The following is a 24,269-nucleotide window of genomic DNA, read 5'->3' as shown; positions in this document are numbered from 1 at the left end:
TCAAATTCTTTTTTTGACATCGGTCCTTAGCACTTCTTAGCGTGAAAGACGGCAAAACTTGCAAACTTTCTCTAAACCGAATAAGGATCCTGCCATGATGGATGCGCCCCAATTGACCCCGAAGAACATGTTCTTCACATTGTCCCAATCCGTTGCCGCACTCTGCCTGCTGACTCTCGCGACTCAGCCCTCAAACGCACTCGCACAGGAAAAAAGCGTCGTTCCTCCATCTCCAACCCCTGCAATTGCACCGAAAACTGTCACACCGGAGCAACCTCCTCTTCCTCCGAGAGTCATCAAAGCGATGAAACCGCAATTGCCGGAAAACGCTGTGACTCAGCCACAAAAGGGACAAAAGCCTCTTGATGGCACAGAATGGGCGATGCAAATCACTCCGAGCAACGCCAGGAAAGTGAATGTTAACGAAAAGAACTACGAGTCGATCTACAACTCGATCCCGTATCGTCGTTCAGAGTATCTGGCCAATCCGAGCTACAGACACGACACAACTGTCGAAATCATGTTCGGCAAGATGCGTAACACGGTTGTCCACCGTACCGACACGCCTCAACGTATCGTGAACCCACGCCCAAACATTTACGAGCCAAGACTTTACCGCGAAATGGAATTCTGGAACTACCCAGGCCGGTTCTTCCGATACTTCCCAGGATTCTCGCCACTCGTTAACCCACTGTTCTAACTTCGTATTCAGATTCACGTTTTTCGTACCTGCGAAAACCGTGAAAATCGTTTTCGCTCAGAGAAACGCTGACATAACCACTGGCTCGGCTATGAATTAGCGATCAGCGGATACGTCGCCAGCAAACAAAAAGACTCCCTCGGAAATTGTCCGGAGGGAGTCTTTTTTCATGTTTTCAGTTCGAAAATCCCGATACCAAACGAGCATTCGCTCTGATTCAGGACCTCTTTACGTAAGGCTACTGGAGATCTTCCAGGTCCTCATCGCTTGCTTCACCCGTTGCCCGATACTCTTCAAGAGCCAATCGAAGGTTTGGAAGTTGCATTTCTGGACCAGCTGGAAAGAACTGGACGTCATCACGCAGATAGTATGCAGAGGGCAATGTTTGACCTCCCATCTGTGTTTGACACCCACACAGTCCGCCAGAGACCAACATTCCTACCAAAACCAAGGCATACGGTTTGGAAAAGATTTTTTTGATGTCCATGCCGATCTCGTTCACTGATGAAATTAAAACCCAAGCGGATTGCGTTTGACTGATCAGAATGTAGTGATGAATCCATTCGGAAACTCTCAACATCCATTCCATCTATCGACCAGTAATACCGGCCTCTTCAGCAAAACCGGAAAAATCGGAACTCTTTTACAATTTGCACTCTGACCAGCCACACCGGCAACATCTGCCGGTTTGACGTTGCAAAGCCGGCTCGACCGCAAGATTCACCAGAAATCGTTCGCCATCGAGCCTCGCTATCACCGCGAAACGGTCAAGCGTCTCTGGCAAAGCTGAGCGAACGTAAGCCCTTCTCCGAAAACCTCTGACCTGAGACATCCCCGAACTCATTGGGAGGCCTGATCAGGTTTTCGGATGAGTCCTCAAGATCCTTTGTTCTCATCACCAGATCGGACTACACTCAGCGAGAACTGACGATCACTTTGCCAAACTGTTTCATGTCCTCAATTGCACCAACTCAACCGAATCCTATCACGCATCGCTTGCGGGTCATCTGGTACATTTTGCGAACATGCATCAGTGAACGGCTGATGTATCGTGCTGACTTTGCGCTGGGAACTCTGTTTCGATTCCTCCCTATTGTCACGACGCTGTTTCTCTGGGGAGCAATTTTTGCGGTCGGGACTGACCACGAAGAAACAGACATCGCCGGTTACAGCTATCGTCAGATGATCTCCTACTACCTGCTCGCCATGCTCGCGAGAGCCTTTTCAAGTATGCCCGGACTCGCCTCTGGCATTGCTCGACAAGTCCGCGACGGAAGCATCAAGAAGTTTCTCACGCAACCTATCGACATGCTTTCGTACCTGTTCTGGCATCGAATTGCGCACAAAGTCGTCTATTACGCCGTCGCTGCTGGCCCCTTTGCCCTTGTCTTCTGGCTCTTAAGAAATTATCTCCCTAGCTGGCCGGGGTGGACGATTTTCGGTGCGTTCCTGGCATCGTTAATCATGGCCTTTTTGATTGGCTTTCTGATTGAATCGCTGCTCGGCCTGATTTCATTCTGGTTTCTGGAAGTCAGCTCATTGCTGTTCATCTACATGATGTTCAATTACTTCCTCTCCGGGCACATGATCCCGCTGGATTTCTTACCCCCCGAAATATTGAGAGTGGTCCAGTTCTTTCCGTTCCAATATCTGGCCTACGTTCCGCCAGCCATCTTTTTAGGAAAGTACACTCACCCTGAACTGGTTCAACTCTTGCTGGTCGAATTTGCCTGGATCGTCGCCCTCTTTGTCGCAAACCGAGTTGCGTTCAAATACGGAGTCCGTCGATACAGCGCATTCGGCGGCTAGAGCAGTTTGGCGTACAGCCTGCCCGTGTAGAATGCGTTTTACCAGTCAAAGCGCTGTTCGACATCATGCAGAACCCGATCACCAATTCAAAATTGCTGGCATAGAAGCTTCGCAAAAGAGATTCAGAAATGCCCACACGCAGAGAATCGCTGGATCAAATTCCGCCCCCTTCGAATAGACGGTTTGCGACGATCTCAATAAGATGAGTTCACCAAATTGCGAACTCTGGACAAGAATGATTCGCCCAGCACGGCTTCTCCACGACAAAATCGAAAGTGACCACATTGTCTCTCAATCAAGACTTGACTGCAAAACTGACTAAGTTCGGACAAGCACTTGTGAATCAAGAGCAAGCCCGAGTGATTGTGCCTCCACAACAGAACTCCACAGGCTTCTGGTTCGGTGGGGGGAATATGATTGAGTCAGTCAACAGAGACCTGTACGTGGTCGGCCGCTACCGCAACTTCGGAGACTCACGCACCGGAATCGGATCGGGAGAACGCGGGCTCGAGCTGGCAATCTTCAAGTCGGAAGATCAGGGAGAGACATTCAACAAAGTCGCCAGCTGGTCGAAATCCGATTTAGACGTTGAAGGATGCCCGGTCCTTTCCATCGAGGGGAGTGCCATTCGCTGGACGGATGATGGAGTCGAGCTTTATGTTTCGACCGAAAAAGACAACGTCGGCTACCCTGCTGGTTTTGAAGACTATCTGAAGCCGGGAACCGGCGTCTGGACAATCGACCGCCTTCAGGCAAAAAACATCGAAGCACTGCCCGGATCGCCGGTGAAGCCGTTTTGCTCGAACAACGAGCCAAACCATTTGCACTTGAAAGACCCGTTCGTTTACGAAGGCCAGGAAGATGACGCCATCGTCTTCTTTTGCACCCATCCTTTCAGCTGGTCCAGTTCGAACACCGGCTTTATTGATTCCAACCTCCAGGACGACGGTGTTTTCGGATTCTTTCCGCGAGGAGAGTCCTGGGATGTCGCGATGACCCGCGGGACGTGTCTCGTCGATGTGCCAATGGTCGGAGCCTTCGAAGAGATCGATGCAACACTCGTCTTCTACGATGGCGGAGAGTGTGTTCGCGACCTGGAACAGCACAAGACTGCGGTCACCCGGCCTCGTGGATACTCATGCGAAGAACTTGGTGGCCTCGCCTATTTCGTTGAGGGTGACATCTCACAAATCAACCGAATCTCAAAATACGCTCCCTTATTCGTCAGCCCACACGGAACCGGTTGCAGCCGTTACGTCGATATCCTGACCACCGGAGAAGGCTTGTACGCCACGTGGCAACAGGGACAGGCTGACGGTTCACAACCATTGGTCATGAACTTTCTTTCGAATTCAGAAATCGAAAACATCCTCAGCTAGAGCAGTTTAAGACACGCAGCCTGCACGCAAAGCCGGTAGAGCAAACTGATCTCAGATCAAGATGGCGGAGAAATTCAATCGTTGCCATGCGACATACTTTCTCTCTCACCGGCATTCGCAAAGCCATCTTGTCCCGGCGAATGAAATTGAGTCTTGCGAAGGCATGATGTCGAGCGTAAGATTTCATTGCCCGGCGTCGCTTTGATGGGCGAGTAATCGACGCAACAAAATCTATGAATGCTGACAAAGTTCGGCGGCAAATCACCTTTGAAGCCGCCCGCCTGATGTATACCCGGCAAGAAACCGAGTATTACCGAGCGAAGATGAAGGCTGGTCGCAAAATCTGTCGCGGCTGGGTGAAGCCCTCTTTGCTTCCATCGAACACCGAAATTCGTGACGAAGTTCAACGATTCGTTTCGCTCTACGAGGGAGACAAACGCTTCGACAACCTGCGAGACATGAGATTGACGGCGTGGCGGATGATGTGCTTACTGAAAGCCTTCAAGCCGAAACTGATCGGCAGCACGCTCACCGGATTCGTACGTCGTGGAAGCGATATCGACCTCCACCTTTTCACCAGCAGTATTGAAGCCATCGTCGGGACGCTAGATGAGCAAGGCCTCTTCTTCGACGTTGAGCACAAACGCGTGCGCAAGGACGGAGAGGAACGAGTCTTCACGCACATTCATATTCATGAAAAATTTCCGGTAGAACTGACCTGCTACGCAGCTGATCAGTCTCACTTTGTCTTCAAAAGTTCCATCACGGGAAAAGCGATCGAACGAGCAAATCTCTCTGAGTTCGAAGAGATTCTGCTTCGAGAATATCCGGACCTTGATCTGGACGATGTCATCGAAAACACAGACTACGACATTGATCGCTTCGAGCTGTACCGCTTGCTGCTCATTCCCATGGAAAATGTTGAGCAGAGCAAAAAGTACCACCCGGAAGGGGACGCTCTCTATCACAGCTTGCAGGTGTTCGACCTGGCACTTGAGGCGCAACCGTACGATGAAGAGTTTTTACTCGCTGCTTTGTTACACGATGTCGGAAAAGCGATCGATCCACTTGATCACGTTAACGCAGGATTAGAAGCCCTCGAAGGAGCAATCACTCCGCGCACAGAATGGTTGATCGCGAATCACATGGAGACTCACAAGATTGTCGCAGGAACAATCGGAGCGAGAGCAATGAGACGGTTGCAACAAAGCCCGGACTACGAAGACTTAATCTTACTCGGTGAATGCGACCGAGGCGGACGCGTGCCGGGAGTCGATGTCCCCGATATAGACGAAGCAATCGAAATCATTCGCGAACTCGCCCGAACTTGTTCCGCGTAGTTATTTATCGCTTTGCAATTTTGTCCATCCCCATCCACTTCTGAAGTGCTTCCGGAATTCGGATGCTCCCATCGGCTTGCTGATGATTTTCAATCAACGCGATCATCGCACGAGTAATGGCGATGGCGGTTCCGTTGAGAGTGTGGACGAACTGTGTCCCTTTTTGATTTGCAGACTTGCAACGAATCCCAAGACGCCGAGACTGAAAGTCGGTGCAGTTGGAAGCGGATGTCACTTCGCCATACTCTCCACCGTCGCCACGCCCAGGCATCCATGCTTCCAGGTCGAACTTTCGATAGGCTGGTCCGCCCAAGTCGCCAGCAGCTGTGTCGACAACCTGATACGGAATCTCAAGCGCCTGAAAAATCTCTTCTTCAATGCGAACGATCAGCTGGTGAATTTCATCTGACTTTGCCAAGTCGGGGGCTGTGAACCCGAACATTTCCACTTTCGTGAATTGATGCACACGATAGATCCCCTTCGATGCTTTTCCGTGCCCGCCCGCTTCGGTACGGAAACAGTGCGACAGACCCGCAGCTTTGAACGGCAGGTCTGCTTCGTCGAGAATTTGATCGCGAAGCATTCCCCCGAGTGGAATTTCAGCAGTTGCAATGAGCGACAAATCCGTATTTTCAACGCTGTAAATCTGAGTCTCAGGTCCGCGTGGTTGATACCCGGTCCCTTGCAGGATTTCCTGGCGAGCCAGATCGGGAGTGGTATAAAGAGTAAAACCTTCGCTGCGAACTTTCTCAACGGCAAATTGAATGAGTGCCAATTCCAACAGGACAGCTTCGTTCTTCAGGAAATAAAATCCCGAGCCAGCCACCTTCGCCCCCGCTTCGAAGTCGACCAGATCCAGATCGGCCATCAGTTCAACATGGTCTTTAGGAGTGAAGTCGAACTTTGCAGGCTCTCCCCAAGTGCGGAGTTGCTTGGCGTCCTCTTCTCCCCCCAAAGGGGCATCCGGATGCGTCATATTCGGAAGTTTCGATTGCTCCTCGAACAATTCCGCTTCAACGTGTTTGAGATTGGCTTCATTCGCTGCGACAGCAATCTTCAGTTGCTTGCCACCTTCGATGAGCGCGGGACGTTCTTCGGCAGTCGCCTTGGGAATCTTCCCAGCTGTCTCTTTTTGTTGCCGCCTGATCTCATCTCCTGCGGTAATCAGCGAGCTACGCTGCTGCCGCAACTCCACGATGCGCGGAATATTACACTCGACACCCCTGCTTCGACAGTTCTTCTCAACGAGTTCCGGGTTGTCACAAATGAATTGCAGATCAAGCATAGTTCTTAGTAGATTCGAGTTCAGTCTAATGGAGATTCGCTGGGAGCTTAACTGCTCCACCTTGAGACGAATGATTCTGGCAAGGAGCAGTGCCCATTGCTACCCCAGGGCTATTTCGCCAGCACAATTTCGATTTCCAACATCTTTTACGAAGTGAAATGATGGATCACTGGAGATCCCACGTTCTTACTGCTGTCCCAACTCTTGCCAGAGCCAGGCACTGGAGAGAGTTCCTTGCTGGAAAGAGTCGACGCTGAATTTTTCGTTCGGACTGTGAAGGTTGTCGGTATTTTGCCCCCAACCAAGTAGGAGAGTATCAACACCGAGTAAATCCTTGAATGTGCCGACCACGGGAATTGAGCCACCTTCCCGAATCATCACCGGTGCAGTTCCGAATCCTTTTTCAATCGCCACTTTTGCAGCTTGCATGTACGGGCTGTTCAGATCACACAAAACCGCCGGGCAACCATGGTAGTGTTTGAATTCGATTCTCAGTCCGGGTGGGCAATGCTCTTTCAGAAAGGCTTCCATGCTTTGGACAACCTTGGACTCTTCCTGGTTCGGAACGAGTCGACACGAAATCTTTGCGGTCGCTTTGGCGGGAATGATCGTCTTTGGCCCTTCTCCGGTATAGCCACCAAAGATTCCGTTCACGTCACAAGTCGGGCGTGACCAGCGGCGCTCAAGTGTCGAAAAGCCCTGCTCTCCGTGAGTTGCAGAAACTCCCAGACCTCCGAGATATTCGCCTTCATCAAATGGAAGCGCTGCGAAAGCTGCTCGCTCTTCGTCCGTCAGCGGAAGGACATCATCGTAGAAACCGGGAATCTGAACCGTCCCGTTTTCATCAATCATTTTCCCAATGAGAGAAGCAAGTCCGTTCACAGGATTCGCAATGGAGCCTCCGAAGACTCCGCTGTGCAAATCCTGATTCGGACCATGCAGTGTTACTTCACAGCACATGATTCCTCGCAAGCCGTACGTAATCGCCGGCATCCCGGGTCCGTATTGAGCAGTGTCGCTGACGACAGCGACATCGCAAGCACATTTCTCTTTGTTAGCTTCGATGAATTTTTCGAGGTTATCACTCCCGACTTCTTCTTCACCTTCGATAATGAATTTCACATTGACTGGCAGTTTGCCAACCGCTTGCAGCCACGCTTCAACGGACTTGATGTGAGTGTACATCTGCCCTTTGTCATCGGTCGCGCCACGAGCATAAATGTTTCCATCACGAATTTCAGGCTCGAACGGTGGAGTCGTCCATTCATCGAGCGGGTCTGGTGGTTGAACGTCGTAATGCCCATAAACCAGAGCGGTCGGAGCGCCTGGGCTCTTGGTCCAACTCCCAAAGACAATCGGGTGTCCGTCGGTTTCAACGATTTCCGCATCACACCCGGCATCAATGAGTTTCTGCGAGACGAACTCGGCAGCCTCTTTCATCGAGGAGAGGTATTTCGAATCCGCGCTGATACTGGGAATACGCAGGAGATCTTTGAGCTCATCCAGATTTCGACTTGCGTTCTCTGCAAGATACTTTTGAACCGACTCCATCCCTTTGCTCTCTTCTTCATCTCTCACGTGGGTGACCTTGTGCGATTCATGAACACACAACGCACTCGACGTGAAGTTCCAAGGATTGATCCGAAAACCTGAAGTGACTCCTCAAACAGAGAGGAAGCCCTTCACCACTGAAAGCACGAAGGCGTTCTAAACTCCGACGAAGCCTCGCTGTCGACGGCGACTATACTCTTCCAACGCTTTTTCAATGATCGGAAACGAATCCTCAGCTGGTTGGAAGTCATCAACTTCGACAGTTTTCCCTTCCAGCATCTTGTAGTCCTGAAAGAACCTTCGAACCATCGCGAGTCGGTGCGATGGCAATTCGTCGAACCGTTCAACGTGGCTGTACTCGGGATCATTGGACGCGACGGCCAGAATCTTATGATCCTTCTTGCCTGCGTCGATCATCACCATCAGCCCGATAGCGCGTGCCTTCACCAATGTTAATGGGGCAACAGGTTCCTGACAGATCACCAGAACGTCGAGCGGATCGTCATCTTCAGCATAGGTCTGCGGGATGAAGCCGTAGTTCGCCGGATAGTGAACAGCGGAGTACAACATCCGGTCGACTTTGAGCAGCCCTGTCTGCTTATCAAGCTCGTACTTAATATTCGAGCCCTTTGGAATTTCAATTACTGTCGTGAACTCACGAGGAATATGTTCCCCGGGAGTCACATCGTGCCAAGCGTGTGTCATTCTTCCTAGACTTTTCGATCAGGAGCGGCGATTGAGTTCGAACGGCTCGCGGGAGGATCGTGCTGTTCGGGATAGTGTTTGAGGTTGATGTATGCACCCGTGACAGTACTGGATCGCATCACACCAAAGCAACGCTTTTCAGCGACAATGAAAAAGCATGTCGTAAAAAATTTAGAACAAGCCTAAAACACAAGACCAAGACATTGTCACACACCAAGAAAAAAGCACGCTGTTAAGCGTGCTTCGATTCTTCAGCCAACCAAATCCGACAAGCCTTAGCCATTCATCATCTGGTTCATGCGTGCGCGATTTTTCGCACGACGTTTTTCACGCCGATTCAATTCGCTTGGCTTTTCATAGAACTCACGCTTGCGGAGTTCCTTTTTGATGCCACTGTGTTCAACAATTTTACGGAATCGGCGGACTGCATCCTGAACCGACTCATTATCACGCAAACGCAACCGAACCACTCGTTCCTCCAAATGGGATTCAAACCCGATGAAATGCACTAAATTGTATTATCGCCCGGATTGACTGCACATCTCAAACATACAAATCAGGTGCACATCTGATCAGTCAACATTCAAAGCAAAGATCTTGAAGTCGCCAAGTATACTGTTTTTTTCATGTCAGACAAGCTGCGCTTTGGGGAATCTTTGATGAACTTTCGCGATTCTCCCTGAAATTCACGTAGCGAGATTCGAGAAAATCACCCTGAGTGATTTCCTTACAGCGACTCTCTATTTATCATCGGAATTGACGCAGGTCACCATGTAACCTGTTGTCAATTTGATACAAACTTATCGTCGCTTAGCTTGAAGGTCGTGATCTAATGAGTGAATTTCGAACAGAACGGGACTCAATGGGCGATGTCCAAGTCCCGGCAAATGCCTACTACGGAGCACAAACTCAACGTGCCGTCGAGAACTTCCCTGTCTCTGGATGGAATTTGCACCCGAATCTTATCCACGCGATGGGACTCGTGAAATTCTCCTGCGCGACTGCGAATCGTGACCTTGGCAAACTGACCGGGTCCGGCAAAAACCCGCTGAACGATGCTCAGGTCGATGCCCTTCTGGCGGCGGCCCAGGAAGTCGCAGATGGTCAACACGATGACCAGTTTCCGATTGACGTGTTCCAAACCGGCTCCGGCACATCCAGCAACATGAATGTGAACGAAGTCATTTCCAATCGTGCCATCGAAATCAACGGAAACGACCGCTTCGAAGCCAGCAAAGCGATTCACCCCAACGACCATGTCAACATGGGGCAAAGCACAAACGACACATTCCCAACAGCCATTCATGTTGCTGTCGCGAAAAGTATCCACGAAGCCCTGATTCCGGCACTCGAACGGTTTCAGAAGAGTCTGGCCCAGAAAGCTGATGAGTGGGACCAGATCATCAAGATCGGCCGAACCCATCTCGCAGATGCCACTCCACTTCGGCTGGGGCAGGAATTCTCAGGTTTCGCCCGGCAACTCGAATTGTCCGTGGGACGCGCCAAGCGCGCACTGGAGTCTGTTCTCGAACTTCCAGTCGGTGGAACAGCTGTCGGTTCTGGAATCAACACTCACCCGGAATTCGGTAGTCGCGTCTCTGCGAATCTTGCAGAAAGAACCGGAATCGCATTTACCGAATCTGTGAACCACTTCGAAGGCAACGCTCAGCGTGATGGACTGGTGGAATGTCACGGCGAGCTCAAAGCAATCGCCAGCACTCTCTTTAATGTTGCCAACAACATTCGCTGGCTCGGTTCCGGTCCACGTTGTGGGTTCTACGAAGTGAAGATCCCCGACCTGCAACCAGGAAGTTCCATTATGCCTGGAAAAGTGAATCCAGTGATGTGCGAAAGCTTGATGCAGGTTTGTGCTCGTGTCATCGGCAACGATGGCTGCATCACCCTGAGTGGCGCCGCCGGCGGAAACTTCCAACTCAACATCATGATGCCGGTCATGGGACACACAACACTCGAATCAATTGCCATCATGGCCCAAGGGGTGGACGCTTTCGTCGACTTCTGCATGAAGGACCTCGAAGCAAACGAAGAGGCATGTGGCTCAGCCGTCGAAAAAAGCCTGTCGATGGTGACCAGCCTGAACCCGCACATCGGCTACGAAAAGGCTTCGCAACTTGCCAAAGAGGCATTCAAAACTGGCAAGACGATTCGCGAACTCTGCACCGAACAGGCAATCTTGCCGCCCGATGTTCTCAACGAAGCACTCGATCCAATGAGCATGACAGAGCCGCACGCGTAATCCGGAAGGGCAAACTCTCTTCGAGCAGTTTGCTTTACCGTGTGCCCGTGAAGAACGCATTTCTCTAATAAAATTACTGTTCGCCACGAGGCAGAACCTGCAAACCAATTCGAAAGATGCTCTAAAAAACAATCCCGCTTAGTCGAACACTTGACGTGTTCAGCTAAGCGGGATTTTAGTTGTCATTCCTCTCGGAACCTGGTTTATGGATTTGCGGTTCCGCCAACATCTCCGATCTGCTGAATAAAGCCTTTCCCAAAGATGTCAGTGGAGGAAGTCTCCACATTTTCCGCTGGCGGAACTGGTGCGGGCTTATTCTGTTTCGGCATTGGCTTTGGCATCGGCTTTGGCATCGGTTTCGGAACGTTCCTGTTTTGAACCGGGGCTGCTTCAACCTGCGGAATCGGTTTGGCAGGAAGGTCTCCGGGATCGACAGGCTTCGGCTCTTTAACAGCCTTTGTCGGAACAGCATCCATGGGTGCCGTATCCATTGGAACCGGCTGCATTGGGACTGTCTCCGTTGGAATCATCTCCGTCGGCGGGACAGGCATCGGTGCAGCATTCAACGGATCAGAGGCCGGTGCGAGTTCTTCCTGGTTCGCAAAGTAAACTCCTCCGAACGGAGCGTTTCCTGCAAACGCTTCAGGTTCTTGAACCGTTCTCTTCGCGGGCTTCGCATGCAATCGGGCATCGCTGTTGAACTTGGCATCTTCATAAGCTGCCGGATCCCAGCCACCTTCTTCAAGCATGACGCCATGAGTCCTCAGGAGCGCTCCTTTGCGGAGCTGGAAGGTTGTAATCGCTTTGTTGTATCCCACGAGGTTTTGATAATAGGCGTTCTGTGCTTCACCTTTGCGAATAATGGCTCGCAACAACAAGTCGGCCGGGTCAACTTCAAGGTTTCTCAATCGACGATAATAGATCTCTTCGCCGACTGCATTCATACGATTGTAGCTGAGTTCGGTCGCTTGATAGGCTCGAGCGAGATCCTGGAAAGCGACTGCGAGTTCATGACTGATCTCTTCTTCCTGTTCTTGCAGAACCTTCTGAGCTTTCGCTAACCGGAGTTCATAATTCTGAACCTGCGCCTTCGCAGAACGGAATCCGATATCCCATCGCATCTGCAGCCCCAAATTCCAACCGGTGTAATCCCCATCAGTGACTGTTTGATAATAGTTCCCGAGTGCTGGATCGTTGTACCCGAGCAGGTCGTCACCAAATCCGTTGACTTGATAGCCACCGACAAAATCAAGTCGTGGGCGAGTCAGACTTTCAGAAGCTCGGAGCTGAAGTTGAAGGCTCTTGATGTTCCATTTTTGCTGGCGAAGCTCTACACGTTGCGTCAACGCTTCTGTCAGCGAGCCGTACCAGTCTGCAATCAATTCCACGGAAACGGGAGACTCTTGCGGTCGAAGAATTTCTCCATCGTTCACGGGTAATCCCATCAATCGACGTAGACGGATTTCAAGTTCATAAATACTTGATCGAGCATTTGTAACAGCTGTCTCCGCGGCATAATACTGATCTTCCGCCTGATGCAGGTCGGCACGAGTGAACTCCCGGGCTCCACCTTCAACTCTTAAGTTGATGTATTCACGTAGCTCATCTGTCGAGTTTTTCGCTTGAGTGGCAACATCAAAGAGCTGATACGCCAGATACAAATCCCAATAGGCGTCTTCAACATCTTTCACAAGGTTTCGCACAGATGTTTCAAAGTTGGCGAGCGTGATATCATTGTTGATGCGGGCGATCACGACCCCTTGTGACACTCCGGAAATTCCGCCGAATGACTGACCGATTGGACCAGCAATCCGGGTAAACTCTGTTCCAGCCCCCGCCAGCAACGGCAACTGATACTGCAACTGAAGATTTCCAGTATAGACCGAAGGAAACAGCGACGGAGCGTTGGTTCCTCGATAATTCACGTTGTGGTTCAAGCTGATGCTACCACCGTGACCAAATGATTTTGACAACGAAGACGAAAATGCCCCAGTCTCTTGAGTCAGCGCGGCACCAGCTCCCAAACCACCACCGAAGGCTGTGTTGTTCTGAGCCTGTTCGTCTCGCCCCCAGATCATGCTGGTTTGAAATTGTGCATCAAACGCGGAGAGAGCAGCTTCGACTCCACGACCACCAAACAGCACACCACTTTCCTGAATCGCTGGATCATAGACCGACGAAATATTGTTCGGATTGGTGTAGAGAGCATTCCCCGTCGAAAGGAATGTTCCAGCGCTGCGAATAATCTGGCTGTTCATCAACGATGTTTGAACGGCATGCTGAAGAGTAATGTCCCGAATCGGAAGATTCTCTTTGTCGCGGACAGTCACCGGAGGTCCCGAACTGACCACTTCCGGTGCAAGCGGCTCATCAACGGCCGGATAGTCAATCTCGGTCGCATGTCCTCGATAATAACTGATGTTAGGATCGCCCAGGTAACTGACATCTGACCGAGAATTCGCACACCCAATCCCGATCCCTGCCATCATGATGACAGACAGTCCCCATTTCTTTCGAATCCATTTTCGATTCGTCGACATGAGCAATAGCTCCCCTACGGCAGTTCCTGCCTACACCTTTAAACAAACAGCGACAAACCGACGCTGAAATCACCCAGAAGTCCGGATCAGGACCAAACTCAAGACTCGAATGAGCTTGATCACCAAACTCCTGCTTTCGGTCTATCGACCAAGCAATCCCTAAATGATGATCATTTCCTACAAGAGGCAGGACCGGCATAGAACATTCCGAAAGCAAAGTCTGCCTATTCACCCCAAGTTAACCTCAAGCCCCTTTCGCCTTCTCACCTCCCCCTCAAAAAAAAACAGCCCGCTGAATCCTAAGATTCAGCGGGCTGTGGGTTGGAGCGACCTGGTGTTTATCACAGTCCCGCAACGACTAGACGAGTCATCTCGACGGTCGCTTCGTATTGAACGTCGTCACCTTCCATCATCAGGACGAGGTTCAAGACACCTTGCGATTCTGCGATTGCGGCACTCATTGCTTCTTCCTCAACCATGGGAATTCCATTCGCTTCGAGGATCACCATGCCCGGAGCCAGTCCGACAAGTTCTGCGGGTGAACCGGGTTCAACAGATTCGATTCCAAGACCTTTGCCAGGCAAGAACATTCCCTGCATTCCCAAGTACCAGCGAGCGTCACGGACAATTGTTCCACCGACAACAACATCGCAGCGAACATAATCCCAGTCACAGTAGACGATATCGATTGGACGACAGTCGCGGATTGGAGTGCAGATGTCGAACCACCAGTAGCAGTCGTGGAAGTGTGGTCGTTCGAAGCACCAATCTGGAACGAAGTGTGGGATGTGATGTCCGTGACCATGTCCACCGTGTCCATGTCCGCCATCGTGGTGTCCGTGATCCGGGTTCTCAGGAACATGTGGCGGAATCGGCCGAGGGCGAGGACCTTGCATGTCGTCACCAGGTTTCGGCCCTGGAAGTGGTCGGACTCCTCCATCATTTCCCGGATTTGGTCGAGGGCGTGGTTTAATTCCTCCAACGTTGCCAGGAATCGGACGTGGAAGCGGCTTGATGCCACCAATAATCCCTGGGTTAGGGCGAGGGCGTGGTTTGATTCCACCAACGTTGCCGGGAATCGGACGTGGAAGTGGCTTGATGCCGCCAATAATCCCTGGGTTAGGGCGAGGGCGAGGTTTGATTCCTCCAACGTTACCGGGAATCGGACGTGGAAGCGGCTTGATGCCTCCAATATTCCCTGGGTTAGGACGAGGTCGCGGTTTGATTCCACCAACGTTGCCGGGGATCGGACGTGGAAGCGGCTTGATGCCCCCAATATTGCCTGGGTTAGGGCGAGGTCGTGGTTTGATTCCACCAATATTACCGAGATTTGGTCGTGTCGCACCAATTCCTGGTCGAGTTGGTGACGGACGCAACGGCGTTGGTCGTGTCGTGGAAGGTCTCTTAATCGAAGGTCTCAGGCTTGATGGCCGAGTTGTCGATGGCCTGGTCACCGATGGTCGTGATGACGATGGGCGGGTGATTGATGGTCTTGTCGTACTTGGACGAGTCACAGACGGACGCGTTGTTGATGGCCGTGTTGTACTTGGGCGTGTTGTAGACAGGCGAGAACCAGATGGTTTCGAACTTGATGATTGCCTCGAGCTGCTTTGGCTGCGACCGAACGAAGTTGAACGGCTACTGGAAGAGGGACGGCTAATCGATGACGATTTGCCGCTGAACTTGGACCGGCTCTGAGCTTCAGCGACATCCATTGTCAGCATTCCACAAACAGCGACTGCAAACAGGTATGAGAGAGACTTGCGTAACATTGGACTTCTCCGGTAAGCGGTGAGTTGAGTTTTTGTTGCCAGCCTGATTGGCCGGTAAAACTCTCAGCGGAGATTGCGAGAATCTGTTACAGAAAAAGATTGAAGAAATTGCCAAACGTCACACCGCCATTCACAAAGCACTAATACAAATAGAGTTACAACACATACCATCTCCAATAAATTGCCTCAGGACCTTGATTGAAGTCAAGAAATCAAAGCGAACTCAGCCATTTCGCGAGGCAATCTTCGCTGTTTCAATCCGTTCGGCTGATGCTCTGAGGCCTGTTTGCCCAGAATTCGCCGCCGTTTGAGGTGACAAATCGACTGAAATCGTGTAAATAGGCCCTTTCCCCAAATTGTGCGCACGGATTCTGCTTGGTCAGTTGTGATTTTTGATCAGGAGAATGTGCGATCAGGGTACCAATCCCTGCTCTTTGCAAAAAAATGTCCCCATCATCAGGATGTGGACAAATATTCACCGATAGATTATTTCAGCAGATTTTTCAGTTGTCTCAGGAGACAAACGTGGCGGTTCGGATTCGAATGAAAAAGATGGGACGAACACATCGTCCTTTTTATCGCATCTGCATAATGGATGCTCGCAAACCTCGTGATGGTGAAGCCATCGAAGAGGTTGGAACGTACGATCCCATGAAAATGGACAAGTCACAACGTGTGACTTTGAAAATGGATCGCATCGACCATTGGATTTCCGTGGGAGCACAGCCGTCTGAAAAGGTCGCTGTTCTGATCCGGAAATTCAAAGATAACGATTGGGGTGCAACAAAATCACCTCCTCCGATGGAAGCTCCGAAAGTGAAAAAAGCTCCTGAGCCAGAAGCTAGCGAAGATGCTCCGGCGGAAGAAGCTGCGGAAGCTCCAGCTGAAAGCTAGGTCATTTTCAATAATGACCGACGTGTTCTGTCTTGTGGTGAGCAGTCTTCATGCAGGCCAACAAGCCAGTAGAAGACTTCAACAGAAGTCTTCGTACAGCTCCATCCGGACGTTTACGTATTTTGACAATGCATCAGTGGTCAAGAACCAGTGGTAGATTGTCAAATAATGAATAATCAGCAGTCGCTAATCAGCGGTGATGAGTCAGCGGTGACAGCCCGTGATGTGTCAGTCTCAAGAAACAGCCTCTACGAGAGGCAATTTCATATTTCGCAAAGACGCACTTCACGGATACAGACATAATCAAACAAAACGTTCTAATCGGTTTTCGGAATGCGTTTCGACGTGCTTACGCTATTTCCGGGGCTGTTTGAGGGGTTCCTTCAGCAAAGCTTGCTGAAGAAGGCAATTGACGCCGAACTCATCGACATTCAGCTCTGGAATTTTCGAGACTGGACAAAAGACAAACACCAATCAGTTGACGATACGCCCTATGGGGGCGGCCCCGGAATGCTGATTCGCTGTGAACCGGTTTTTGACTGCGTCGAAGCAGTTCAGGCCGAATCTCAGCACCCTGGCAAGTTGATCATGCTCACTCCGCAAGGAAGAAAGCTCGACCAAAACCTTGCCGAAGAACTTTCGACTGAACAACGGCTATTGCTGTTGTGTGGTCGATACGAGGGATTTGATGATCGAATCAGCCAAGGCCTGAAGCCGCTGGAAGTTTCGATTGGCGATTTCATCTGCAACGGCGGTGAAGTCCCTGCCATGCTGATCATCGAATCGATCATGCGTCTCATTCCCGGAGTGTTAGGGGACGAGGCAAGTGCCAAAGAAGATTCCTTCTCCTCGACAGGGTTGCTGGAACATCCCCAGTACACCCGACCCAGAGAGTTTCGTGGAATGGAAGTTCCCGAAATCCTTCTGAGTGGCAATCATCAAGCGATTGCCAAATGGCGAGAAGAACAAAGTTTAGAACGAACCCGCCAACGGCGGAATGACCTACTTAGCGGCGAAGACCTTCACGAATAATTTAAAACCTGTCCGAAAACCTCTGTAACAGTCGCTTCTCTCAACGCTTGAGAGTACGAATTCAAGGTTCAGGACCAGTTCTAGTATTCAGGCTTCAGCTGCGTCGTCGGGACAGGACGATCAACTTGACGATGTTCCCCTTCCCAACCGGGAACCTCTCGTGACAATTCGAACGACATTGAGAGGAGCAGAAATATGCGCAACCCACTACTCGACCTCGCTGAAAAATCCAGCTTGCGTGAGAATCCACTAAAATTCGGCGTCGGCGATACCGTTGACGTCCACACGCGAATTCTGGAAGGCAGCAAAGAACGAATCCAGATCTTCGCAGGAGTCGTCATCGCTACCCGAGGACGTGGCATGAACGAAATGTTCACCGTCCGCCGCATCGTCGCCGGTGAAGGGGTCGAACGAACCTTCCCGATGAACTCTCCAAAAGTCGCTGACGTCGTCGTCAAACGGCATGCTCGCGTCCGTCGCGCAAAACTCTTCTATCTACGAGACCGAATCGGAAAAGCAACCCGTCTCCGAGAACGACGAGCCCGTGCAGGTGAAGCAGAGACCAACACATAAGCCCGGAACCAATCCAGCTTTTCAAACGGTGTGAACTCCAAAGTTCACACCGTTTTTTTTATGTACTGTTTGACTATGCAATGTTTTGACTGTGTGATATTTCTTCTTGCGCGATAACCTCAACTCCCCAATAGAGATCTCCCTTGCGAATGTCATTCACTTCGATTTCAGCTTGGAGAAAACATAAAACATCTCTCGGGCAATTTGAGCCGAGCGTTCATCGTATGTTGCAGACTCTTCAGGAGTATTGTCTGAGACTTTGGGGTCCACATACGGGATGGCAAATCTTGCATCCGCCCCTGCTACAACCGGGCAGTCTTCATCCGCACTCGAACAAGTCATGACCGCACAAAAGTTGGCAGTCGGGTTCGGAGGCGAGTGATAGATCTTGGAAAAGCATTCCCAATTCTCACCCGTTGAAGAGCAAGAAACTTTGTAACGCGGATTTGGGCGAATCTCATCAGTCGTAAGACTCAGCCCGGCACGCTGCAAGGCTGCGACCGCCCGAGGATTAAACGCAGTTGCCTCGGTCCCACCAGAGTATGACTTAAACTGCTCTACTCCATGATGCGTCGCAGCAACTGCAGCCCAGAGCTGGGCCATGTGACTCCGCCTGGAATTGTGAGTGCAGATAAAGGTCATGTGAATCGGCGAGGCAGTTTCTAATCGCGATTCAATATAGAGAGACAGCTTCTCGAGCTCTGCTTTTCGTGAATCCGGAATCAGCTCAAACTCTGATTGACGTTCCTGGACATACTTCACCAGTTCAGGATGAAGCTCGGAAGCGGCCGTCTGCTTCTCCACGATTCCGACAAAGGCAAGAACAACAACAACGCCTCCAAATAGAATGGAGAATTTATCAGAGAGCAACTGGCGCCTTGATTGATGACTCATCTTCTGGTTCTCACAAGATCTGGTTTAACCGGAGTTCGTTTTAGAATCTTACAGCATAACGACCTTTCCGCCTGTAATCCGCCTCACACATCAACCAACACTCGGTCGAGAAGTCAGCAATGCTTCCTCCCGCGAAATGATTCGCAAGCCTTCCCTTGTCTCGCCCGGATAAACCAGGCAACGAAAGGGACCGCAAGAAGACATTTTCCGAATGCGCAGCAATTTCATTTTATTTTGAATTATCGCGTGAGTTTTTGCGAACCACCACGCATAGTCAAGTAGGTGAGTTCGAACGGCGGAGCCGCGCAAGTTCTGGCACTCTCAAAAAACTGTTCGAATTTCGTCCTGTCGCACATCAACGAGCGAGCCAAATGATACGAACCGCGTAACAGCTCATCCTCCACGGAGCACACGTACCTCTTTCCGGGAAGCCTCAAATGTCCATCAAGCAGCGAACACTCATTAAAAGTTCAATTCTGATTACAATTTGTGTGGGAGGAGTGCTGGCCGGGCTGCGTCCGGCGATGGCCCAAGATGCTGATGAGGGCGTAAAGCCGTCTGCTCAATGGACTCTCGACACAGCCATGAAGCATTTGGAGATGTACCCGAACGATACTTATCTCCAATATGTGACCATGCAACTCGCAAAACGCGAAGGAGTCGAGCAAGAGTTCGCGAAGAAAATCGCCTCGACTCTGAACTCTTCCAATCCCGAGTGGAGACGCCGCGCCGACGGCGTCAATCTGTTCAGCCTCTTCACTGGAACATTGGCGATTCAAGAGAGCCTTCAACTTGAAGCCATGGCAGATGGCCCCGTCAATGCTCGAAACGGTCGCCGCAATCTCCCTTCCGGAAATGCTGATGTAACTCAACAGAACGTACTGGTCAGCACGTTGCAGGGGCCGACGACAAAAAGTCACCCATGGAAAGAGATGCTGGGAAACCAACCTCGAAAGACTTCCCCATTAGCAAGCTACATTCCTGAAGATCAATACTACATTCGCTTTCAGTCGGTCAGCAAACTCCTGGAGGTTCTCGCCCTCAGCGATCAATGGGGAGCGCACCTGATGAGCCAATCGAATCGCAAAGCGTACGCCTCAAATGTCGACGAAGAGCTGCTCACCCAGCTGGCACTTGAGACGAATGACTTACTCAAGCCGTTCTACGATTTGGTCGTCAAAGAGATCGCTGCGACTGGAAATGACCTCTACCTCACTCGCGGAAGCGACATCACCCTGCTCTTTCGATATCAACAGCCAGTCGTCTTCAAAGCCCAGTTGGATACGTTTCTTGCAAAGGCTGCAAAAGCCAATGACAAAGCAGTTCGCGACCATGGGACTTATAAAGGAATCAAATACGAAAGCCTGACGAGTCCAGATCGCAAGGTGAACGTTTACTCGGCTTTCGTGGGAGAGGATCTTCACCTGCGCAGCAATTCTCTCGTCGGGCTGAAGAGAGTCATCGACACCTTTCAGGGTGAGCCGAAAACCCGTCGAGCAAGCCTCGCAGACTCTGATGAGTTCGCGTATATCCGAACTCTGATGCCGCTGGGAGCCAAAGAGGAAGATGGGCTGATTTATCTGTCCGATCCGTTTATCCGCCGGTTGACGGGCCCGGAATTAAAACTGACCGAACGCCGCCGCGTCCTCTGCTACAACCATCTGAGAATGCTCAGCCATGCCTGTGCTCTTTACGAAAGCGAACAGGGCGCGTCGCCTAAATCAATTGAAGACCTGATCGAGAAGGAAGCTTTGCCAGCAGATTTCGGCAAAACAAAATTAGCCTGCCCCAGTGGGGGAACCTACAAGCTCAGCGAGGATGGTCGAACAGGAATTTGCTCACATCACGGCCGGATTGGTTCATTGAAACCATGTTGTGAAATCGCTGTGGAGAAGGTCTCCGATGAGGAAGCCAGGCTCTATAAAGAGTTCGTCACAGCATACGAACGGTACTGGAGAACCTTCTTCGATCCCATCGCTATTCGCGTTTCCGTTCAGCCGGAGGAATACCGGATGGAGACGATTATTCTGCCGTTGATTAACAATTCGATCTATCAAGGAATGGCTGCCACACTTGGAGGAAAAACAACCCCGCTTGAGACCGCCCCTGTGCCCAATCGCAACATCTTCAGCATGAGCTTTCAGATTGACAAACAAGGCCTGCTTCAGAAATCAGGCTGGCAACCGCCAGTTCCTGACCAGCAGGCAGATGCTCAATCACCTGAGTATTTATTTGAAGTCAGCACGCAGCGAATGCAACAGATTGGAATTGCGATGCACAACTATCACGATGCTCACAAGTCCTTTCCTCCCGTTGCGAGTACCGATGCGAAGGGGCATCAGTTGCTGAGCTGGCGTGTTCACCTGCTTCCTTATTTAAATCAAAACGAGCTGTATCAACAATTCCATTTGGACGAACCTTGGAGCAGCCCGCACAATCGAAAACTCATTGGGAAAATTCCTAATATCTATGCGATCACCGGTGAGAAAAAAGCGGAGGGACGAACAAGCTATCAGGTCGTTGTCGGCGAACAGACGCTGTTCACGGGTGGCAAGAATGGTGTCAAAATCAGGGAAACGACTGACGGAACTTCCAACACCGTTCTCTTCGTGGACAGCAACGTGGCTGACGCTGTTATCTGGACACGCCCCGACGACGTCAAAGCGAGCGACAAACGGCTCACAGAGATCATCCTGGGGAAATACAATCAAAAGTCGCTCATTGCCATGGCTGATGGAAGTATCCGTTCCGTTAACAATGGACTTGAGAAGCAGACGCTGGAACATGCCATCACACGCAACGGAGGTGAAGTCCTTCAAAATTTTGGAACTCGCACAAATCTTCGCAATCGTAATCGGTCCGGTTTTGTCTACTGGTTGACTCATGTGCGAGATGGACAGGTTGACAAGAAACTGGCCTACGACTTCGTGACCAAAGGCATCAAAAACCAGATCGGTTTTCACGTCTACGATTCAGAACAGACCTTTGATTTTCAGCTCACTCGCTTCCTAGGTCAAATGTTAGGATCGTTCTCCAATCGAAATAGTTTCAACGACGATTTCATTCCAGTCTTCCTGCTGGTCGCTTCGCTCAACTCACCCGTTTACGTCTCACTGCCGCTGGAAGATGTCGAAGTGACCGATCGGTTCCTTGACCACCTCGATGACCTACTCGCACCGGTTGCACGGAAAACCGTCACGACAGGCTGGTTCAGCACGGAGAATGATTTTTACAAAATCCCTGTGGGGGAAAACGTCCTCGCGCGGACTGAGTGCATCTCGCTCGGACCGATCAAATGGCGGTTTTTCTGGGCCAGAATCGAAAACCAACTCTACATTGCCAGTAAGCCCGAAGTCCTGCATGACCTTGCCAAGCTGCACGCAGAAGGAGTCCGGGGAAGCAACGACCCTGCATCGTCCGCACATGCTATGATCCGTATCCGTCCCGAGAACTGGAATCAGACCCTCTCAAACTTCCAGCTCGGCTGGGCGGAAAATCATCGTCAGGCTTGCCTCGACAATGTCGGACGCCTTTCGAGTTTGAAGAACGCCGTGGTCGCAAAGCAGGGAACCAACCTCATCGAACAGCGAGCCGAACAACTGTACGGACTCGATTTCTACTGCCCCTGCGGTGGAAAATATCATCGACATGGCGAGCATCTCGAATGCTCCGTCCACGGCAGCGCCTACTCTCCCAAACAGGCAGCCATCGGCCAGGAAAAAGGCGCCATTCAAAACGTCCTCTCCAGCTTCGGCGGCATGACCGTCGGCCTCAAATTCCTCGAAGACGGACTGCACGCAACACTAACAGTCAAAAGAAAGAAGTAAGCAGACGCACACAAAGAGTGTCCGACCGGCTTCCTCCGCTCAGTCTCATGTGATGAGCTTTAAAGCGATGTATGGTACAAGATTGAAAACCAGGACGGCAATTTTGTAGTGCGCCAAATACTGGAAATACAACGGAGGAAGCTCAGACTCCTGCACTCCCATCAGGCGGCTATGGATCTTCGAAACAGGCCTCATCAGCAATACGAGCGCGATCGATGAAACGATAAGCACGCCGATATTGATTGCGGAACACCAACCGAAGAATTGAGTCAGCTGATCGATGGACATTTGAACTACTCTCCGATGGAGGGGATGTTGCTCTGGACAGAACTGCAGAGAGGCCCTGACAATGAAGGATCTTTCGCGCCACGACTGTGCCAGTCCTGCAAAATAGAGTGGTCGCTTTTACTGTAAGGTAGACGCTCCCGTATTGTAGAATGTTGCAACTGTACTCGCACTGCACGGCTCGCAGAGACCGTGGCACGCAATCCGATATAAACAAGACCACCATGCCATTGGATTGACGTGTTCACATTGGAGCAATTATAATGAATATATGGGTCTCAGCATGTGTCTGGGTTAGGTAACTTTAACGGTTCTCGTACTGAAATTACCTCAGATATTTGCAGGAGCTGGTTATCCAGATCCTGTTTTCTTTTTCTACCTAATAGGGCGAGCTATGAATCTTCTATTAAATTCCCGTGCGTTGGCTATCGGGATAGTACTTGTCTGCTTTGGGCAGACTACTGAAGCGTCATTTGTCAGCATCAACGGAAATCTGTTCGATACCGATCAGTTTTCTGGGGCAACAGTCACCTATCGTGCAGACGGGTCAGTCACCTTTGATGGCAAAGAATGGGACAATGCCGCTGGAGTTGGGAATCTTTCGCTCGCGGAACTTGCATCGGGACAATATGGAGGGGACCCAGGTGATCAAATCTCTCTCAACGACAGAGCCACCCCAGATTGGCTGCAATTGAATTATGCAGGGAGCGGAATTGAACTCTCTTCAGCAATGCACAACTTGGTAATCTATGAAATCTCAAGCGCTTCCAGCGGCGTTGACACAGAAGGGCTGAGCTTCCGCGTACAATTCAATAATGATTCAACTTGGCACGCCGCTAGCGACGGTGTCGCAACATTTTTTGATGGAGACAATTTATCGAGCTCTGCAGAAAACACGAACCAAATCGTTTTCGATCTTTTGCAATTCGGATTTAACGCTGGAGATCTCTTACAGACAATTCGCATTGAGAACATTGACTCCGGTTCTAGTACCTCAGATCCGGATTTCATTTTCATGGGATTGAGCTCGTCTCCGGTCCCTGAACCCTCCTCGATAATTTTACTTGGAATTTGCCTTCTCAGTTTTTTTTGTGTAAGACGTCAGAGAGCATTGGCGAATTAACTCGCCTCGCTGGCGTCTTTTTTTTTTGGGGGGGGTAGAGCGCAACCCAGAATTAGCCTCAGACTTGCTTCGAGTTCCTAGAGGTTTGCACACTAATAGTGGCCGACCGAGTTATTCGGTCGGCCCCCCCCAAGAATTTCCCTGACACCGGAGGTGGCAGGGGCAGTATCGAAGTGGATGCTCCTGAATGTGCGTTTAACTCGTCCTTGAGTGCCCAAGTGAAGAGAGCCAGTGATGTAGATTGGAGTTGGTCACCCACTAGGAGACCGTGGCACGCAATCCACTCTACACATGGACCACTCT

The 24,269-nt window shown here is 50.8% G+C and carries 20 protein-coding genes; 11 read left to right on the top strand and 9 right to left on the bottom strand.

All coding sequences use genetic code 11. From position 1 onward, the window contains the following. Window positions 1-94: 94 nt before the first annotated feature. Entirely contained in the window at window positions 95-700 is a 606-nt protein-coding gene (locus tag ACN0YR_RS21160) for a hypothetical protein (protein ID WP_417851209.1), read from the top strand. A 238-nt stretch (window positions 701-938) separates the two neighbouring features. Here the strand turns inward: ACN0YR_RS21160 and ACN0YR_RS21155 are convergent, their stop codons facing one another. Next, window positions 939-1,187: a hypothetical protein gene (locus ACN0YR_RS21155; protein ID WP_417851208.1), complete on the bottom strand. Its 249-nt coding sequence runs from the start codon at window positions 1,185-1,187 to the stop codon at window positions 939-941. A 464-nt stretch (window positions 1,188-1,651) separates the two neighbouring features. On the opposite strand from ACN0YR_RS21155, the gene ACN0YR_RS21150 reads away from it, so the two are divergent. The 3 genes from ACN0YR_RS21150 to ACN0YR_RS21140 all read left to right on the top strand — a co-directional run bounded on the left by ACN0YR_RS21150 (window position 1,652) and on the right by ACN0YR_RS21140 (window position 5,228). Beyond that, window positions 1,652-2,509 carry an ABC transporter permease gene (locus ACN0YR_RS21150; RefSeq protein ID WP_417851207.1) on the top strand — a complete coding sequence of 286 codons (858 nt, stop codon included), beginning with the start codon at window positions 1,652-1,654 and terminating at the stop codon, window positions 2,507-2,509. Window positions 2,510-2,784: 275 nt separating this feature from the next. Then, entirely contained in the window at window positions 2,785-3,888 is a 1,104-nt protein-coding gene (locus tag ACN0YR_RS21145; protein ID WP_417851206.1) for an exo-alpha-sialidase, read from the top strand. A 233-nt stretch (window positions 3,889-4,121) separates the two neighbouring features. Continuing rightward, window positions 4,122-5,228, top strand: a complete 1,107-nt coding sequence (locus ACN0YR_RS21140) for an HD domain-containing protein (protein WP_417851205.1) — start codon at window positions 4,122-4,124, stop codon at window positions 5,226-5,228. Between the two features lie 4 nt (window positions 5,229-5,232). On the opposite strand, the gene serS is transcribed toward ACN0YR_RS21140, so the two are convergent. The 4 genes from serS to rpsU all read right to left on the bottom strand — a co-directional run bounded on the left by serS (window position 5,233) and on the right by rpsU (window position 9,239). Then, entirely contained in the window at window positions 5,233-6,513 is a 1,281-nt protein-coding gene (gene serS, locus ACN0YR_RS21135; RefSeq protein WP_417851204.1) for a serine--tRNA ligase, read from the bottom strand. 186 nt (window positions 6,514-6,699) lie between these two features. Then, the gene (locus ACN0YR_RS21130) at window positions 6,700-8,064 is read right to left on the bottom strand and encodes a dipeptidase (RefSeq protein WP_417851241.1); all 1,365 of its coding nucleotides are present in this window, start codon (window positions 8,062-8,064) and stop codon (window positions 6,700-6,702) included. A gap of 156 nt (window positions 8,065-8,220) precedes the next feature. Next, window positions 8,221-8,769 (bottom strand): inorganic diphosphatase, encoded by a 549-nt coding sequence (locus ACN0YR_RS21125; RefSeq protein ID WP_417851203.1) that lies wholly within the window; start codon window positions 8,767-8,769, stop codon window positions 8,221-8,223. Between the two features lie 275 nt (window positions 8,770-9,044). Continuing rightward, a complete protein-coding gene (rpsU, locus tag ACN0YR_RS21120; protein ID WP_145195691.1) occupies window positions 9,045-9,239 on the bottom strand; it encodes a 30S ribosomal protein S21 in 195 nt (64 codons plus the stop codon). 362 nt (window positions 9,240-9,601) lie between these two features. Here rpsU and ACN0YR_RS21115 point away from each other — a divergent pair, with 362 nt between their 5' ends. Then, window positions 9,602-11,026: a class II fumarate hydratase gene (locus tag ACN0YR_RS21115; RefSeq protein ID WP_417851202.1), complete on the top strand. Its 1,425-nt coding sequence runs from the start codon at window positions 9,602-9,604 to the stop codon at window positions 11,024-11,026. Window positions 11,027-11,229: 203 nt separating this feature from the next. On the opposite strand, the gene ACN0YR_RS21110 is transcribed toward ACN0YR_RS21115, so the two are convergent. Beyond that, on the bottom strand, window positions 11,230-13,566 hold the full coding sequence (locus ACN0YR_RS21110; RefSeq protein WP_417851201.1) for a TolC family protein: 2,337 nt from the start codon (window positions 13,564-13,566) through the stop codon (window positions 11,230-11,232). A gap of 341 nt (window positions 13,567-13,907) precedes the next feature. Further along, window positions 13,908-14,462 (bottom strand): PDZ domain-containing protein, encoded by a 555-nt coding sequence (locus tag ACN0YR_RS21105; protein ID WP_417851200.1) that lies wholly within the window; start codon window positions 14,460-14,462, stop codon window positions 13,908-13,910. Here ACN0YR_RS21105 and ACN0YR_RS21100 point away from each other — a divergent pair. From ACN0YR_RS21100 to rplS, 4 genes are all read left to right on the top strand, one after another. Then, window positions 14,461-15,264, top strand: a complete 804-nt coding sequence (locus tag ACN0YR_RS21100) for a hypothetical protein (RefSeq protein WP_417851199.1) — start codon at window positions 14,461-14,463, stop codon at window positions 15,262-15,264. The genes ACN0YR_RS21105 and ACN0YR_RS21100 overlap by 2 nt on opposite strands. A 599-nt stretch (window positions 15,265-15,863) precedes the next feature. After that, the gene (gene rpsP, locus ACN0YR_RS21095; protein WP_417851198.1) at window positions 15,864-16,232 is read left to right on the top strand and encodes a 30S ribosomal protein S16; all 369 of its coding nucleotides are present in this window, start codon (window positions 15,864-15,866) and stop codon (window positions 16,230-16,232) included. Between the two features lie 333 nt (window positions 16,233-16,565). Continuing rightward, on the top strand, window positions 16,566-17,264 hold the full coding sequence (gene trmD / locus ACN0YR_RS21090; RefSeq protein WP_417851197.1) for a tRNA (guanosine(37)-N1)-methyltransferase TrmD: 699 nt from the start codon (window positions 16,566-16,568) through the stop codon (window positions 17,262-17,264). Window positions 17,265-17,459: 195 nt separating this feature from the next. After that, the gene (gene rplS / locus ACN0YR_RS21085; protein ID WP_145195677.1) at window positions 17,460-17,837 is read left to right on the top strand and encodes a 50S ribosomal protein L19; all 378 of its coding nucleotides are present in this window, start codon (window positions 17,460-17,462) and stop codon (window positions 17,835-17,837) included. Between the two features lie 156 nt (window positions 17,838-17,993). On the opposite strand, the gene ACN0YR_RS21080 is transcribed toward rplS, so the two are convergent. After that, window positions 17,994-18,731: a low molecular weight phosphatase family protein gene (locus tag ACN0YR_RS21080; protein WP_417851196.1), complete on the bottom strand. Its 738-nt coding sequence runs from the start codon at window positions 18,729-18,731 to the stop codon at window positions 17,994-17,996. A gap of 437 nt (window positions 18,732-19,168) precedes the next feature. Here ACN0YR_RS21080 and ACN0YR_RS21075 point away from each other — a divergent pair, with 437 nt between their 5' ends. Then, on the top strand, window positions 19,169-22,558 hold the full coding sequence (locus ACN0YR_RS21075; protein ID WP_417851195.1) for a DUF1559 domain-containing protein: 3,390 nt from the start codon (window positions 19,169-19,171) through the stop codon (window positions 22,556-22,558). Between the two features lie 45 nt (window positions 22,559-22,603). Here the strand turns inward: ACN0YR_RS21075 and ACN0YR_RS21070 are convergent, their stop codons facing one another. Beyond that, the gene (locus ACN0YR_RS21070; RefSeq protein ID WP_417851194.1) at window positions 22,604-22,846 is read right to left on the bottom strand and encodes a DUF6868 family protein; all 243 of its coding nucleotides are present in this window, start codon (window positions 22,844-22,846) and stop codon (window positions 22,604-22,606) included. A 391-nt stretch (window positions 22,847-23,237) separates the two neighbouring features. On the opposite strand from ACN0YR_RS21070, the gene ACN0YR_RS21065 reads away from it, so the two are divergent. Continuing rightward, a complete protein-coding gene (locus ACN0YR_RS21065) occupies window positions 23,238-23,966 on the top strand; it encodes a PEP-CTERM sorting domain-containing protein (protein ID WP_417851193.1) in 729 nt (242 codons plus the stop codon). Window positions 23,967-24,269: the final 303 nt, after the last annotated feature.

Source organism: Thalassoglobus sp. (genome assembly GCF_048270125.1).
In the GTDB taxonomy this organism is placed as follows: domain Bacteria; phylum Planctomycetota; class Planctomycetia; order Planctomycetales; family Planctomycetaceae; genus Thalassoglobus.
Note: the sequence above shows the minus strand (reverse complement) of the source record. Positions and strands in the feature narration are given on the sequence as shown.

Coding starts and splice junctions, on each gene's coding strand:
- ACN0YR_RS21160 (WP_417851209.1), top strand. CDS start 95: ATGATGGATGCGCCCCAATTGACCCCGAAGAACATGTTCTTCACATTG.
- ACN0YR_RS21155 (WP_417851208.1), bottom strand. CDS start 1,187: ATGGACATCAAAAAAATCTTTTCCAAACCGTATGCCTTGGTTTTGGTA.
- ACN0YR_RS21150 (WP_417851207.1), top strand. CDS start 1,652: ATGTCCTCAATTGCACCAACTCAACCGAATCCTATCACGCATCGCTTG.
- ACN0YR_RS21140 (WP_417851205.1), top strand. CDS start 4,122: ATGAATGCTGACAAAGTTCGGCGGCAAATCACCTTTGAAGCCGCCCGC.
- serS (WP_417851204.1), bottom strand. CDS start 6,513: ATGCTTGATCTGCAATTCATTTGTGACAACCCGGAACTCGTTGAGAAG.
- ACN0YR_RS21130 (WP_417851241.1), bottom strand. CDS start 8,064: ATGGAGTCGGTTCAAAAGTATCTTGCAGAGAACGCAAGTCGAAATCTG.
- ACN0YR_RS21125 (WP_417851203.1), bottom strand. CDS start 8,769: ATGACACACGCTTGGCACGATGTGACTCCCGGGGAACATATTCCTCGT.
- ACN0YR_RS21115 (WP_417851202.1), top strand. CDS start 9,602: ATGAGTGAATTTCGAACAGAACGGGACTCAATGGGCGATGTCCAAGTC.
- ACN0YR_RS21110 (WP_417851201.1), bottom strand. CDS start 13,566: ATGTCGACGAATCGAAAATGGATTCGAAAGAAATGGGGACTGTCTGTC.
- ACN0YR_RS21100 (WP_417851199.1), top strand. CDS start 14,461: ATGTCGTCACCAGGTTTCGGCCCTGGAAGTGGTCGGACTCCTCCATCA.
- ACN0YR_RS21105 (WP_417851200.1), bottom strand. CDS start 14,462: ATGCAAGGTCCTCGCCCTCGGCCGATTCCGCCACATGTTCCTGAGAAC.
- trmD (WP_417851197.1), top strand. CDS start 16,566: ATGCGTTTCGACGTGCTTACGCTATTTCCGGGGCTGTTTGAGGGGTTC.
- rplS (WP_145195677.1), top strand. CDS start 17,460: ATGCGCAACCCACTACTCGACCTCGCTGAAAAATCCAGCTTGCGTGAG.
- ACN0YR_RS21080 (WP_417851196.1), bottom strand. CDS start 18,731: ATGAGTCATCAATCAAGGCGCCAGTTGCTCTCTGATAAATTCTCCATT.
- ACN0YR_RS21075 (WP_417851195.1), top strand. CDS start 19,169: ATGTCCATCAAGCAGCGAACACTCATTAAAAGTTCAATTCTGATTACA.
- ACN0YR_RS21070 (WP_417851194.1), bottom strand. CDS start 22,846: ATGTCCATCGATCAGCTGACTCAATTCTTCGGTTGGTGTTCCGCAATC.
- ACN0YR_RS21065 (WP_417851193.1), top strand. CDS start 23,238: ATGAATCTTCTATTAAATTCCCGTGCGTTGGCTATCGGGATAGTACTT.